Below are 13,980 nucleotides of genomic sequence, written 5' to 3' on the forward strand. Positions count from 1 at the left end.
TTCACCTCACATTATGTCTGCATCCGGAACTGTGATGCATCATCGATAAATCCGTCTATGAGTTCCATGTGCCCGTGTTCAAAAACTGCCAGTCTTTCAAAGAATGCTTTTTGTCCAGGTTCATCTGCCCATACTGCCAGTTCCTTGTAGAATTTCTCGTTCTTCTGTTCAAACCGTAGCGCACTCATCAACACATCCATTTCACCTGGATTGTCACTTGAATATTCACTGGCAAAAGCCTGTGAAAAATCAGGTGGTACATTCTCATTTGTCTCAGATGCCTGACCTGTGTTCATGAAATCATTGAGGTATTCAATATGCTTATCCTCCTGTGCTGCCAGGTACACGAACAGGTCCTTAGCTGATATACTGGTCGAAGTCTCAATTTTTCCAAGATAGAAATTGCGTCCCTGCTTTTCAATTGACAATGCTACACGGAAAGCATCATCAATGGTCTTTAAGTCCCCGATTAATTTATCAATATCCTGCATTATATCTTCAACCATTATTACCACCTTTTTTCCTTTGATCATTGTTACACATATTTGTCTGGGTTTTTATCAAATTCTTTCTTGCAACCTGGAGCACAGAAAAAGAACTTCCTGCCTTTATGTTCAGATTTGAATTTTGCAGTTGCCTCGTCGACTTCCATCTTGCATATCGGATCTATTGCCATGTATATCACCTCTGAATTCAATACCGTTGCTGACCTCCAGCCCCCTTCCTTAAAATATATCTTCCCTATAACAAATAAATTTTCCCCATTCAGGTACATTCACATGCAATACGGGAAAACTGCAATGGGCATTGATACCGATTCGTAATCCAGGTACACTGTTCATTATATTCTCAGGTTTTTGGTTCATCGTCAACAGGGGACCAGGAAAAAATGGAACGAATCCAGTTCGCGTATTTCATCATCGTTCCATTATCCTTTCCATTATTTCATTACCGGTTCCATAAATACTATCACGATTCAGTTCTACCGCTTTCACGATTATGGTTTAACCTTGCAGGTACTGAACTTAAATATTGTATAGAGCGGGCAGAACCCAATGATACCGGTAACCAGGAGCAATAGTCCTAACAGTACAACGATGTAGGACACTATTCCGGTCAGTCCCATGTATACAGCTCCAATATATAACAATACAATTCCCAGGATTACCCGGATGACCCGGTCAGCTGTACATTTGTTCAATTCCCTGTATTTCACCTCCCTTCGACCAATTATTAAAACCTGTTAATGTGTATTTTACGTTCAACAGGGACCCTGACAGGTTTTTCAGGTTCTTCGTCAGGATATCCGATTGGCATTATGGCAGCAACATCATATCCTTCGGGTATGTTCAACAGTTCCTTGATCTTACCGCCCCTTGATGTTAATGTGACCGACCCCAATCCTTCTGCTGTAGCAGCCAGCAGGATATTCTCGATACATGTGTACGCTGAAGCCATACCATCCACCCCAAGTTCATTCTCGTAACATACGACCAGTATCAGGGGTGCAGTCTCAAGAGCAATTCTCTGGGGTGGTATCCTGGCCCTTGTTTGTGCAATAGCATTCTGCAATGCCCTGTCTGTTATCAGGATGAATTCCCATTGCTCCTTATTGAAGGCATTGGGTGCCTGTGTGCCTGCCCGAAGGATTTTTGTTATAGTTTCATCAGGCACAGGCTCTGACCTGAATTTCCTGATGCTTTTCCTTTTCTGGATAGCTTCATATACTTCCATGCAATACCCCCTGCATAACCGGTCTTCAAAATTATTGACCCACTTCCCTATAATTTTAAGTTGACCAATGGTTAAATACTTACCTGCAATTCACTCTTATGGCCATTAAATCCATTATCGGATGCGTACTGAATGAAATATGGCCTCCCAGGTGTCGAACCTCTACCAGGGACGTTGTCCGGGGATACTGGAAGTACACAAAGACCTGTACGACCACATACCCGCGTTCAACGACTAAACGTACCCGAGTAGCTCATCGTCACTTCAGTTTTCCGGCTATCTGTACCCCAAGCTGCCGGCACTCTTCCAGTCCTGCATCTGCCGGCCGGCGTTTAATGCGCAGTGGCGGTTCCATGACATCCATGCCATACCCCTTGAGCATCCCGGTGATAACCTTTGATGCCTCCCCGCTCCAACCATAGGAACCAAACGCAGTACCAACCTTTCCTTTCAGTGACAGGCCTGCCATCCCTTTCACGAACTCAATAACTGCAGGCATGGCTTCACCTTTATATGTGGCAGAACCAATGGCTATAGCATCAGCTCCTTCCACATCAGCAATGCCCGACTCTTTCACGTTCTTAATGATAACTTCAACACCTGCACTTTTAGCCCCCTCTTCAATGGCCTGGGCCATCAGCCCGGTATTCCCAAATCCTGTCCCGTATATTATTGCCAGTCGTGCCATTTCCCATACCTCAATCTATCTTATTGAACATTTCTTTTGGTGCATTGCAGATCGGGCATCTGTCAGGCGGATGCTTCTCCACCGTATTGCCGCATATCTGGCACACGTAATAGTCAACTTCCTTATTGCTGCCAAGGTCCTTCAAAGCTTTTTGGAACAGGCCGGCATGGATCTCTTCCACCTTGTTTGCAATTTCAAAGCTCAGGACTGCAGAATCCTGAAGCAACTCACCTTTTGCCTCCTTGATAAAAGCAGGATACATGTTCCTGAATTCCTCGATCTCTCCTTCAATAGCCGCCTTCAGGTTCTCTTCAGTATTACCAACGGCTTCCAGTGCTTCCAGATGGTTCAGGGCGTGCACGGTTTCAGCTTCAGCAGCAGCCCTGAAGAGTTTTGCTACCTGGTGGTACCCTTTCTGGTCAGCTCTCCTGGCAAAGGCCGTGTATTTCCGGTTAGCCTGCGATTCTCCGGCAAATGCCGCTTTAAGATTATTTTCTGTTGTCATTTCTCAGCCTCATGTTCACATTTTTCTGCAATATATCCATTACAATAACTTGTTATGTCCTCAACCGTTTATAAGCATCACGCTCCACAATCGCCCCCTGAGCCTCGGCCACAACCAGCAAATCGATCTCTGATGCCACATTCCCAATAGCATACACACCATCCAGGTTAGTCCGCTGGTACTTATCAGTCTTTACAAATCCTGATTCATCCATCTCAACACCCAGCTTCTCCATAAGACCAACATTCGGCACCATCTCGGTAGCCAGCACCACAGCATCCACGACAATCTCCAGCTTCTCGCCTTCTGTCTGGTCTTCCATTATTGCTTTCTCAACTTTTGTACCGCCCTTGACCTCAATAAGGGTGGTCGAAGTCAGCATCTTGAGCCCCTCGATGCACTTCACTTTATCCATCTCCCGCTCCGGGACCATGAACGACGCCTCATCTGTCACCAATGTAATACTGTCAGCAATCCCGCCAATACAGCCGGCCGTAGACAGAGCATTATACCCCCTGCCATACACCAGCACCCGCTTACCAGTCAGTTTTGAAGGGTCTGCAGTCAGGTAATAAATACCTCCTTCGTTCGATACAAACTTCTCAACGCCTTCTATATCGGATTTGGCAGGCGAACTGCCTGAAGCCAGCACCAGCACCCTGGCCTTATATGTCCCCGAATCCGTTTTCAAAGACTTGGAATCACCATCAATCTCAATATCATTCACGTATTCATTGACCATCTTTGCGTCCTGTGCGCTTACATCATCCATCAGTGACCGGGTCACCTCACGGGTGGTCATAGTATCGGTCATACCCGGATAATTCTCTATCAATTTATCAGGACAGAGCTTGTTGAGCAAGCCACCCCACTGCCCGCCATCGAATATCACAGTCTTAAGACCAACATACGAAGACATGGTAGCAGCTGCCAGTCCGGCTGCACCACCGCCGATTATCGCCACTTCATACTCGTTCTCGCCCAATTTCGCAATACCCTTCTCCTGCTTATCCATGTAATCTTTAATGGCAGCATGAAGCGCATCCGCAGCCAGGTTCGAGCAGTGCATTTTAATCGGCGGCAGGCCTTCCAGTTCATCTGCCACATCCTGTCTGGTAATCTCAAGAGCCGCTTCAAGGGTCTTGCCCATCGCGATTTCTGTGACCATGCTACTGGTCGCGATAGCAGAAGCGCACCCGAAGGTCTTGAACTTGATATCCTTGATGATATTGTTCTCAACCTTAAGCTGTATCTCCATCATGTCGCCGCAAACCGGATTTCCTACCCGGCCAATGGCATCCGCATCCTTGATAGTTCCCACGTTCCTGGGATTCCTGAAATGGTCCTTTACTTTTTCCGAATATTCTATTGTCATGATGATCAATCTCCCTGATAGAGTGGTGACAAAGCACGCAACCGTTCCACAACCTGAGGTAAACTCTCAAGCACATGGTTAACCTCTTCCTGGGTGTTCCACTTGTTAAGGGACAGCAACAGCGACCCGTGAGCTTCTTCATGCCTCAGTCCGATGGCAATAAGCACATGGGACGGCTCCAGGGTCTTGACAGAACAGGCAGAGCCGGTGGATGCCTCCACCCCAAGGTCGCTGAGGCTCATGATAATACTCTCGCCCTCAATGAAACTGAACCGGAACGTGGCGATATGGGGAAGCCGCTTTGTCCTGTGACCGGTAAGATATGAATACTTTATCTTTCCAAGTATTTCTTCGATCAATTTCTCCCTGAGTGCTTTCATCTGTCTGGCATCAAGTTCCATTTCCTCTTTTGCCAGTTCGCATGCCTTGCCCATTCCAACAATACCGGAAATATTCTCAGAACCAGAGCGCAATCCGCGTTCCTGGCCCCCGCCTGTCATGACAGGCCGCAGCGCCACACCCGACCGTATGTACAATGCACCGACACCTTTTGGACCGTACAGGTCATTGGAAGCGAGGGACAGCAGGTCAATAGTGTCTTTTTGCACATCAATGGGTATCTTACCGGCAGCTGCCACAGCATCCACATGAAATATAATATTCTTCTCCCTGGCCATAGCACCGATTTCCGGTACAGGCTGGATTGTCCCTATCTCACCATTAGCGTACATGCATGATATCAGGATAGTCTGGTCAGTAACCTCCTGTGCAATGCGGGTGGGGTCAACCACTCCATCTTTATCCACAGGTACCGTGGTCACCTCAAACCCTTCACGCTGCAGGTCTTTACAGGTATTGACCACTGACATGTGCTCGATGGCCGAGATTATGATATGGTTTCCTTTTTTCTTCAGACGTTGTACAGCGCCCCTTATGGCAATATTGTTCGATTCAGTACCGCCAGACGTGAAGATGATTTCCTTACTTTGGGCCCCGATAAGAGCGGCTACTGACTCCCTGGCACCTTCTAATGCCTTTCTGGCCTCAGCACCGGATTCATGAAGTGAAGCGGGATTGCCCACACTGTACTCAAAATAGGGAAGCATAGCTTCAACCACGCGTTTGTCCACTGGCGCACCAGAGGCATTATCCATATATACTCTGTCCAATCCGAGCCACCTTTCTAAAACCACATTGTCCCATCAGCTTCCAATACCAGGTCGTTAAGGGTTGCCGCCCCAACGATTTCAACTTCAGGTATGAACTCGCCTCTATCAAGACCTATCAACTGGGTGCTGGCTTCGCAGACATATAGCTTAACCCCGGCAGCTGCGGTCTGGTCAAGCACCTGTTTTAGGTCAGGAAAAATCCCGACCTGCACTTTTTCGGCTTCTCCTTTCTTAACCACGGTGATACCCATACCCAAAAAATACACGGTAGCATCAATACCCATAGCTTTGGCAGTCTGAGCAAGCACTAGAGGGGAATACAATCTTTCTGGTGTGTTCACTCCGCTGGTCTGGACATATAATAATTTTTCGTCAGCCATCTTTCCTATCTCCTTGTTCATTTAGTTCTCTCGATAAGGAACCGGAAATTGTCTCCCTGGTCCTCGAATTTCAGCAATTTATGTCCGGTCCGTTTAGCCCATCTGGGAATATCCTGGGTCGAGGCCGGGTCGTCGGTAAGCACTTCCAGTACCTCGCCAACCTCAATAGTATTAATGGCCTCTGTAGTGTTGAACACAGGAATAGGACAGAACAGACCTATGCAGTCCAGTGTCTTATATGGATGTGTTTCTGGTGTGTGGTTCACTTTTTATTCCCTTTCATTATGTATACTAATAGCATGAACCCCAATGTCATCGGAATTGTTATCTGGAACCCGGGCATGCTTGTATCGTTATCCCCAAGTGTTTCCGAATCCTGTGTCATATCGACTACAGGCACCACGAACTCTTCTCCCAATAAATCATTGATGAATTCCTGGGGAGCAGAGCGATATTTTAGTACTGCAGTGATAGAAACGGGTAAGGTCACATCCTCAGGCATTGTAAATCCATGGGTTTCGGTATCTTCACCTTTTGGTGGTATCCTGTGGTCTGACAGGATGCTCTCGGCTTCCCATATCTTATGAGTAGGATTGCCATTTGCATCGCCTACTATAGTATGGTACACAATTGCCTCAGGGTCAATATTGCCATGGTCGTCCAGGGCACCCGAGCGATAAATTTCATTCCCTTGCCCATCGATCATAGTTATATCCAGCCACATTTCCCTTGATTCGGTCAGGCCGGTTGGCAGATAATGCCCGGCTCCGATATTCTTTATGGTAACCTCGAACTCATAAGACTCACCCGGCACCACTGAGCCACCAGGTATCACTTTTACCTGTGCCGCTCTTTGCAATCTTTCCACTGACATGTCTGCATGGGTCTTGGAACCCAGGAATTCGGTCATGAATACATTCCCACCTACACCGAAATGGGTCCATATATGTTCCCGACTCGCACTTAATCCGGATGCTGGACCGGGATTAGCCTGGTATTTTGTAATACCCGGAGTCATGTGACAATCCTGGCACTGGATACCTTCGGTTGCATAGGGGCCGTTCTTCCATTCTGTATAAGTGGCTTCAAGAGGGAGCCCGTTTATAGGATGGTTAACATCATGACACATACCGCAGAATTCGGCCTTTGTATGGAGTTCGGAGTATTCCGTTTCGTGGGCTGGCGACCTTGAGTCAGCGAAAGGACCCCGCTTTATACCATCTGGTGATACGGTAAATTTCGCGTTTGCTGTGCCGTCGCTCTCAGATACCGTGTGACAGAAATCGCACTGTACACCCTTTTTGGCTATTTCACTCAGGTTGGAGCCGTCCGCTGGCGGCACTTCCCCTGAGACGACCCCGATAGGTGTGTGACATCTTGCACAGTATGTATCGGTAAGCCCGTCGGTTTCTTTACTTGCCATTTTTGACAGTGCCAGGTAGTATGGGTCTATAACGGCCTTTGAATGCATGGAACCATCCCACTGTTTGTATATTTCAGCATGGCATGACTGGCACTTTTTCAAAGGGTCCGCAAACTGGTCTGAACTGAATTCTCCTGGTGCAGTTTCGGCCAAACCCTGGATTTGGATTGCTAATATCAAAGATAAAACTAGTATCACCATTCTTCTTAACTTCATTGAACAACTCTCCTTTTCCGAATTATTGCCTCTAGAGGGTTTGATCCTTAATACACTCAAATCAATTCAAATGTATTAACCTACAGTAATATCTCTGGTACTCTCCCACAATCCGTGAATATTACATCGCTCTATAACTCTCAATGTTGCCCTTCCTGCCGCTTCCAACACAACAGTCAAAGTAATACTGGCTTTCGTAAAACCAGGGGTAAACGCAATCCTGGCCAGGAAATCCTCTCCTGCATAAAGTTCCACCCACTGGATGTGATGTGCCGGTTCCATTACATGAGGTATGCTCCCCACGGTAACACTCACTTCAAATGGTTCGCCTGGCTTTACACTGCCGGGAGATACGATCACAGGGACATGTTTCTTTTCCGCTTCGGTCAGATCTGCCGCATCAACTGGTCGGTTCATTCCATTAAAAAAATTCTTTTCTGTCATAATTTCACCTACTTTATTCAGTTATTTCACCAATTTCAGCGCTTCTCTACATGAAGCCACGCCTGGAGCGCCTGATGTGAGGAAGACCACTTCCATAGTTTCCATGATCTCTTCTTTTGTTGCACCCTGTTTCAGGGCACTTCTCATCTGTGCGACGGTACAGGATTCACAACGCTGGGACGCTACTACCGCCAGTGCCATCAACACTTTTGCCTTTGCTGTAAGGGCACCGTCTGAGAGAAGTTTCTTATCACATTTATGGTATGCTTGAAGGAAATCCGGGTCAAGATCACCGATAGTGTGCAATACTTGAGGTTCAAAACCCAATTTATTTTCGATATCCTTGATAATCTTCTTTTGTTCGGTCATTCTGGCAATTCTCCAATCAGGTTGATATAGTTCATTTCAGGAGTTCCATATCCTCGCCACAGCAGACCAGGGTCCCGCCACCGACTTTAGTCACCGTCACTTCATTACCACAGATATTGCATCGATACTTTTCGCCTTTCTCCATTACTGCCATTTTCAATAACCTCCACTACTTGTTAACAGGGATTTTGTCAATCAGATTATATAATCGTGTTGGTATCCAATTTGACTACTTCCCTGGTATTGTACATGAACAAAAAAGGATATATACTTAACTATTAATTATATACGTAACCATTAATTATCAACATAATAATGATAAAAAATTCACGCCACCAGGTGGACAAGCAATTATTGAGTGCATTCCTTGTTCTTGCCCTGACCCATAAGGAAGCCCAGGCCTATTATGCACTGGTGATCAGGGGAGTAATGACTGCTGAAGATATCAGTAAAGTCATACAGGTGCAGCACGCTATAGTGTACAGGACATTAGAGAGTTTGAGAAATAAGGGATGGATAGATTCCACTACTGACCGTCCTAAGAAGTACCGGGCAAAACAGCCGAAAACTGCGGCCGAGTCTGCAGGAAATGCGCTTATCTCAAAGGTAAATGAATCGGTGGGGCTGGTCAGCGAATTGCTGGAACCGGTGTATGATGATAACCAGGAAATGTTGCGCCAGGAGTTGTGGACCGTACGCGGGCTGGACAATGTTATCCGCAAGCTGCAGGAGATGGGTGAGAGAACGAAACAGGGGATATTCGGGAAGATAACCGGTCCTATCGATGATACTACCTTCAACCGTTTGTTCAAATGTACACCTTTAAATGTTCCGGTGAGTGTACAGATAATGGGGCCGCCTATTGTGGATATGGATCCTGGTCTTAAAAAGCGCATACTGGTAAAACGTCCGAATTTTGAAGCCCGGTGCAAGAACTTCCCTATGACCACACCCACTGCCAAGTCAAAGGAAGATTTCCTAAAAGATGTTCACGGTAACAGGTTCATAGCTATTCACCTGTTATTTGACGAGAGGGAGGCTATGTGGATAAATATACCTTACCGGGACAACGTGGTCATTGAAGAAAAGGTGTGGGCTAACTGGATAATCGACCCTGAATATATCGCAATCATCAAAGCTGAGGTATGAGATGCGGATTTGCATCCTGTATACGGGTGAGTTCGGAGCTAAAGTGGTGGGTAACCTGGTGAATCCGGGCAGTTTTTGCACATCCTGTGGTGACCTGTGTGATAAGTGCAGGGGTGGCAGGTTGTCTTTCGGGGATATGGTGTATGAGATACATGAACTGCCTGCCGGATTGCCTGAATTTATCGAAGATGCGGGTGAGTTCCTTCCAGAGATGGGTGCGTGTGACCTGATATTGGCCATGGGAATTCACCCTGACCTGCTGGCGGCCCTGCCTGTGGTGGTGAATTCCACGGGAGCGAAAGCAGTGATAGTGCCGGTGGAAGAGCCGGGATGGGCACCGCTGGGATTGCAGAAGCAACTGCGTGGAAAGCTGGAATCTATGGGTGTGGAATGCGAATTTCCCAAGCCGTTCTGTGCCCTTACGAAGACTGGCAAGCCTGTTATTGATGAGTTTGTGGAAATGGGATTCGGCAGGCCTGAACTGGAAATATGTCTCGGCGACGATGGGCAGACCTTTACGCATGTACGGGTGTTGCGGGATGCCCCCTGTGGTTGCACATGGTATGTTGCAAAGAAGTTGAAGTGGTCTGATGTTGCAGGTTATAAGGAGACGGTGTCAGAGGCTCACCATGCTTACCCGTGCACGGGAAGTATGGAGCGGGACACTGAGCTTGGGGATACTATTCTGCATGAGGCGGGGTATATTATCAGGGATGCTGTGGAGCGGGGGATGGAAGCCGACTGAAAAATAATCTCTGTCAAGTATTATTTCTCTTACAAAAAACACTCAAATCCAAAATTACTAAATACCCTGTAACACATATCATACAATGGTGACATATGAACATAACCATCCGTAACATTGACACCCAGCTATACCGTGAAATAAAAGCCGAAGCCACTCGTGAAGGCATCAACATAGGCACAGCCATAAACAGCGCAATCAGGTTGTGGTTGAACCGCAAACGTGCACAGGTAAGACCAGGGCGTTCTTTCCTTGAACTTGAGTCAATGGATTTCGGACCCGGGACCGAGAATCTCAGTGAAGAGCACGATAAGTATCTGTATGGTGAATAAATGGCAGTCCTGCTCGACACCAGTTACTTTGTAGCATATATCAACAGCCGCGACAGGAACCACCAGCGTTCAAGGGAACTATCACCTGACATTTTCGCGGGTAAATACGGCCCGACAGTGGTTACCGACCATATTTTCGATGAGACCATAACCACCTGCATGCACCGGGTCAATAATACACCTGAGATTGAAAGATTAGGTGACTACATACTGGATTCTGAAATTGAATTATTCCAGGTAAATGATGCACTTTTCAGGGAAACATGGGACCTGTTCAAGAAGTACCATTACAGTTTTACTGACTGCACTTCGGCAGTCTTTTCTAAAAAAAATGGGATTCAATACATTGTTACATTTGACCATCATTTTGATACATTTAAGTGGTTGAATAGAATATGTTGATAACAATACATAAAAAAAAGGTGAAATAAATGGAAATAACTATGCATAAGTACAAGGACATGGACCTGAAAGGTGCGACGCTCATCAATGGTTTCCCTTCCAGCAGTTTGATGAACTCTATCGTAGCCAGTTACCTGGTAAATGCTATGGACCTGGACCAGATATGTGGTCTTGATGCTGATGAGTTCCCGCCGATTGCTATGATATATGATTCAAAACCCAAATTCCCTGCCCGGATATATGCTAATGAGGAGGCAAAACTGGTTGTATTCCTTTCAGAGTTCACACCACTTCCTGAGATGGCCAGGGATATTGCCAGGTTTATGTTGTCTTTTGCCGAGGATAAGGGGTGCAGCCGGATACTATCTCCTGAGACCCAGATAATTGAGAATGACGGATTCAAACTTCTTGGTGTAGGGAGTACCGATGCTTCCCGGAAAGAGTTGGCAGATATGAAAATGGATCAACTGGTGCATAGTATGATCGCAGGTATCTCGGGTGTTTTGCTTAATGAAGGAAGGCTACGCAACTTAAATGTGATAGTACCCGTTGCACAGCGGGGACCTGATACTTCAGATGCCAGGACTGCTGCAAGGGTAGTTGAAATAATTGATAAGATGATACCTACCATCAAGATAGACCTCAAGCCATTGTATCAGGAAGCTGAAGGTGTGGAAAAATACCTGAAAAGCCTCAGGGAGCAGGCTGCTAAACCCGCAGACCATTACGATATGTACAGTTAACGGGTGCACATCCGGTGCATTCAAATCATAAGAATAGACAACATGTTTTTACGTTTCCAAGATAAAATAACTTTAGTCCAGGTGCAGGAAAATGACCGATATTGCTACAAATGTTCTGAAAAATGTCCTTTTACAGCACGATGAAATTGTAGCAGCATATTTATTCGGTTCCCATGCGAGAGGATATGCCAGAAACGACAGCGATATAGATGTTGGGATATTACTTTCAGATGACCGGTCGGGTAGTGGAATGTATCCCATGCAGATCGCAAGAGAATTAAGAGATGCCTGTAAGACGAAACGGGACATAGATGTTAGAATACTGAATAATGGGACCTTGAGGTTTCTTCATCAGGTTTTAAAAGGCAAACTGTTGTTCTGCAGGGATGAAAAGAAAAGGATCGAGTTTGAAACTTCTGTGATCAGCAGGTATCTTGATTTTAAACCTATTTTTCAAGAGTATGATAGGATGCGTAAATTGAGGGTACTGCAATGATAAGAGTCATGATACTAATCCGGTAACAGAAACAATTATCTATCAACCGACTATTAATTCCCTCCAGACATGAATGAACTAAACCCCTGGAAATCCACCTCCATTGACGACTACCAGAAACTGTTCGAAGAATTCGGGATATCCCGGTTTGACGAGCTGCTGCCCCTAATCAAGAATCCCCACCGCTTCATGCGCCGGGGTATCATCTTCGGGCACCGCAGTTACGATTCTATAGTGGATGCCATGAACTCAGGGAAACCCTTTAGCGCCATGAGCGGATTCATGCCTTCGGGCCGCGTCCACCTGGGCCATAAGATGGTGATGGAGGAGATCATCTGGCACCAGCAGCAGGGCGGGACCGTGTTCATGGCCGTGGCTGATATGGAGGCACACAGTGTCAGGGGTATTTCGTGGGAAGATTGCAAACGTATCGGGGTAGAGGAATACATTCTCAGCCTCATCGCCCTGGGATTCGAGCCAGAAGGCGGTCGTATCTATTCCCAGTCCACCAGTCATGAGGTCCGTGACCTGGCCTTTGAACTGGGTGTGAAGGCGAACTTTTCTGAGCTGAGTGCCATCTACGGATTCAATGGCGAGACCAATATCGCACACATGGTCTCAGCCACCGTGCAGAGTGCTGATATCCTGCACCCTCAACTTCAGGAGTTCGGAGGACCGCGCCCGGTAGTTATTCCGGTAGGTGCGGACCAGGACCCCCATATCAGGCTGACCAGGGGTCTGGCCGATAAGGTGAACATGTTCCATGTGTTCCAAAAGGACGGGTTGGTTAAGATATATTCCAAATCGGCACCAGAGAAGGCATTTAAGACCCTTGCAAAACGTCTTAGCGTAGATTTTGATGACAGTGGTATAACAATGTTCCAGGGACATATCGATGTGAAAGGCGATATCGGCCATGTCCGGGATGCGGTCAGGGATGTGGAACTGCTGGTTGGAGGTTATGCATTCTTACCCCCTGCCTCAACGTACCACAAGTTCATGACCGGGTTGCAGGGGGGAAAGATGAGCAGCAGCATACCTGACAGTATCATTGCCCTGGCCGAGGAGCCTAAGGCTGCTGGCAAGAAGGTAATGCGTGCCAAGACCGGCGGGCGCATGACGCTGGAAGAGCAAAAAGAGCAGGGTGGCGAACCTGATAAGTGTACCGTGTATGAATTGATGCTCTACCATCTGGTGGAGGACGATAACGAGGTGCTGGAGGTCAAACAGCAGTGCCTTGCCGGGGATTTGATGTGCGGTACCTGCAAGAAGCGGGCAGCAGGGCTTATGGAAGAGTTCCTGGTCGACCACCAGAAGAAGCGTGAGGCTGCAAAGAAGCGGTTGCCCGAGTTCGGGATCGACTACAGGTTCTGATACTCTTTTTCATGTATCTTTTTCATCAGGCCGTTCAGGGTATTGAACGAGCGGGTGGTTACCATCATCTCTTTGCCGAACAGGTCTTGGAGTACTGCCTGGATGCGCAGTCCGACTTCAGCATAGTGGATGCCTGTCTTCACGAAGATGATGTTGTCAGGTTTGTACAGGTCAATGATGCGCAGGCTGTCGTCCTCGATATCCATCAGCCGGGTTTGCATCTCTTCTACGGTTATGCGGTTGCGACCGAACATGTTCAGCCCTCTGATAAATGCCACTCCGAGTTGTGCCATAGAAGTGTGTCTTATTCTGCCGGTATATATGAATATTGAAGGAGTGCGAGTGCAACAGTGTCGATCACTCTGTCCATTTCTCAGATAAGAATCATAAATTTTAAATATCTTAGCCCAATCCCCTAGCCCTTAGAACAGGTGAT

At 46.9% G+C, this 13,980-nt stretch carries 22 protein-coding genes; 7 read left to right on the forward strand and 15 right to left on the reverse strand.

The window, feature by feature from the left end:
* Positions 1–11 precede the first annotated feature (11 nt).
* The 14 genes from K0A89_06490 to K0A89_06555 all read right to left on the reverse strand — a co-directional run bounded on the left by K0A89_06490 (position 12) and on the right by K0A89_06555 (position 8,457).
* Positions 12–506, reverse strand: a complete 495-nt coding sequence (locus K0A89_06490; GenBank protein MBW6518132.1) for a ferritin family protein — start codon at positions 504–506, stop codon at positions 12–14.
* Positions 507–535: 29 nt separating this feature from the next.
* Complete coding sequence (locus tag K0A89_06495) at positions 536–676, reverse strand: YHS domain-containing protein (GenBank protein ID MBW6518133.1); 141 nt, start codon at positions 674–676, stop codon at positions 536–538.
* Positions 677–997: 321 nt separating this feature from the next.
* Positions 998–1,201 (reverse strand): DUF2892 domain-containing protein, encoded by a 204-nt coding sequence (locus K0A89_06500; protein MBW6518134.1) that lies wholly within the window; start codon positions 1,199–1,201, stop codon positions 998–1,000.
* 32 nt (positions 1,202–1,233) lie between these two features.
* Positions 1,234–1,734 carry a nitroreductase family protein gene (locus K0A89_06505; protein MBW6518135.1) on the reverse strand — a complete coding sequence of 167 codons (501 nt, stop codon included), beginning with the start codon at positions 1,732–1,734 and terminating at the stop codon, positions 1,234–1,236.
* Positions 1,735–1,993: 259 nt separating this feature from the next.
* The gene (locus K0A89_06510; protein ID MBW6518136.1) at positions 1,994–2,422 is read right to left on the reverse strand and encodes a flavodoxin domain-containing protein; all 429 of its coding nucleotides are present in this window, start codon (positions 2,420–2,422) and stop codon (positions 1,994–1,996) included.
* A gap of 10 nt (positions 2,423–2,432) precedes the next feature.
* On the reverse strand, positions 2,433–2,927 hold the full coding sequence (locus tag K0A89_06515) for a rubrerythrin family protein (GenBank protein MBW6518137.1): 495 nt from the start codon (positions 2,925–2,927) through the stop codon (positions 2,433–2,435).
* Between the two features lie 52 nt (positions 2,928–2,979).
* Complete coding sequence (nifU, locus tag K0A89_06520) at positions 2,980–4,302, reverse strand: Fe-S cluster assembly scaffold protein NifU (protein MBW6518138.1); 1,323 nt, start codon at positions 4,300–4,302, stop codon at positions 2,980–2,982.
* A 5-nt stretch (positions 4,303–4,307) separates the two neighbouring features.
* Positions 4,308–5,456: a cysteine desulfurase gene (locus K0A89_06525; GenBank protein ID MBW6518139.1), complete on the reverse strand. Its 1,149-nt coding sequence runs from the start codon at positions 5,454–5,456 to the stop codon at positions 4,308–4,310.
* A gap of 29 nt (positions 5,457–5,485) precedes the next feature.
* Entirely contained in the window at positions 5,486–5,851 is a 366-nt protein-coding gene (locus K0A89_06530) for a DsrE/DsrF/DrsH-like family protein (protein ID MBW6518140.1), read from the reverse strand.
* Positions 5,852–5,868: 17 nt separating this feature from the next.
* Positions 5,869–6,117: a sulfurtransferase TusA family protein gene (locus K0A89_06535; GenBank protein ID MBW6518141.1), complete on the reverse strand. Its 249-nt coding sequence runs from the start codon at positions 6,115–6,117 to the stop codon at positions 5,869–5,871.
* Complete coding sequence (locus K0A89_06540) at positions 6,114–7,475, reverse strand: cytochrome c family protein (protein MBW6518142.1); 1,362 nt, start codon at positions 7,473–7,475, stop codon at positions 6,114–6,116. Before K0A89_06540 ends, K0A89_06535 begins: the two co-directional genes overlap by 4 nt.
* 90 nt (positions 7,476–7,565) lie before the next feature.
* Entirely contained in the window at positions 7,566–7,934 is a 369-nt protein-coding gene (locus K0A89_06545; protein ID MBW6518143.1) for a class II SORL domain-containing protein, read from the reverse strand.
* A gap of 21 nt (positions 7,935–7,955) precedes the next feature.
* Positions 7,956–8,303, reverse strand: a complete 348-nt coding sequence (locus K0A89_06550; protein ID MBW6518144.1) for a carboxymuconolactone decarboxylase family protein — start codon at positions 8,301–8,303, stop codon at positions 7,956–7,958.
* A gap of 31 nt (positions 8,304–8,334) precedes the next feature.
* Entirely contained in the window at positions 8,335–8,457 is a 123-nt protein-coding gene (locus tag K0A89_06555; GenBank protein ID MBW6518145.1) for a desulfoferrodoxin FeS4 iron-binding domain-containing protein, read from the reverse strand.
* Positions 8,458–8,618: 161 nt separating this feature from the next.
* Between K0A89_06555 and K0A89_06560 the strand changes: the two genes are divergently transcribed.
* The 7 genes from K0A89_06560 (at position 8,619) to K0A89_06590 (ending at position 13,544) form a co-directional block, all read left to right on the forward strand.
* Positions 8,619–9,452, forward strand: a complete 834-nt coding sequence (locus K0A89_06560; protein MBW6518146.1) for a hypothetical protein — start codon at positions 8,619–8,621, stop codon at positions 9,450–9,452.
* 1 nt (position 9,453) lies between these two features.
* Entirely contained in the window at positions 9,454–10,197 is a 744-nt protein-coding gene (locus tag K0A89_06565) for a DUF166 domain-containing protein (protein ID MBW6518147.1), read from the forward strand.
* A gap of 95 nt (positions 10,198–10,292) precedes the next feature.
* Positions 10,293–10,529, forward strand: a complete 237-nt coding sequence (locus K0A89_06570) for a hypothetical protein (GenBank protein ID MBW6518148.1) — start codon at positions 10,293–10,295, stop codon at positions 10,527–10,529.
* Positions 10,530–10,931, forward strand: a complete 402-nt coding sequence (locus K0A89_06575) for a PIN domain-containing protein (protein ID MBW6518149.1) — start codon at positions 10,530–10,532, stop codon at positions 10,929–10,931. It begins immediately after the preceding gene.
* 29 nt (positions 10,932–10,960) lie between these two features.
* The gene (locus K0A89_06580; GenBank protein MBW6518150.1) at positions 10,961–11,674 is read left to right on the forward strand and encodes a PAC2 family protein; all 714 of its coding nucleotides are present in this window, start codon (positions 10,961–10,963) and stop codon (positions 11,672–11,674) included.
* Positions 11,675–11,765: 91 nt separating this feature from the next.
* Positions 11,766–12,170, forward strand: coding sequence for a nucleotidyltransferase domain-containing protein (locus K0A89_06585; GenBank protein ID MBW6518151.1), 405 nt, complete (start codon positions 11,766–11,768; stop codon positions 12,168–12,170).
* A gap of 69 nt (positions 12,171–12,239) precedes the next feature.
* Positions 12,240–13,544: a tryptophan--tRNA ligase gene (locus tag K0A89_06590; GenBank protein MBW6518152.1), complete on the forward strand. Its 1,305-nt coding sequence runs from the start codon at positions 12,240–12,242 to the stop codon at positions 13,542–13,544.
* On the opposite strand, the gene K0A89_06595 is transcribed toward K0A89_06590, so the two are convergent.
* Positions 13,532–13,837, reverse strand: a complete 306-nt coding sequence (locus K0A89_06595; GenBank protein MBW6518153.1) for a hypothetical protein — start codon at positions 13,835–13,837, stop codon at positions 13,532–13,534. The genes K0A89_06590 and K0A89_06595 overlap by 13 nt on opposite strands.
* Positions 13,838–13,980: the final 143 nt, after the last annotated feature.

The organism is ANME-2 cluster archaeon (assembly GCA_019429385.1).
Taxonomy (GTDB): domain Archaea; phylum Halobacteriota; class Methanosarcinia; order Methanosarcinales; family Methanocomedenaceae; genus Methanocomedens_B.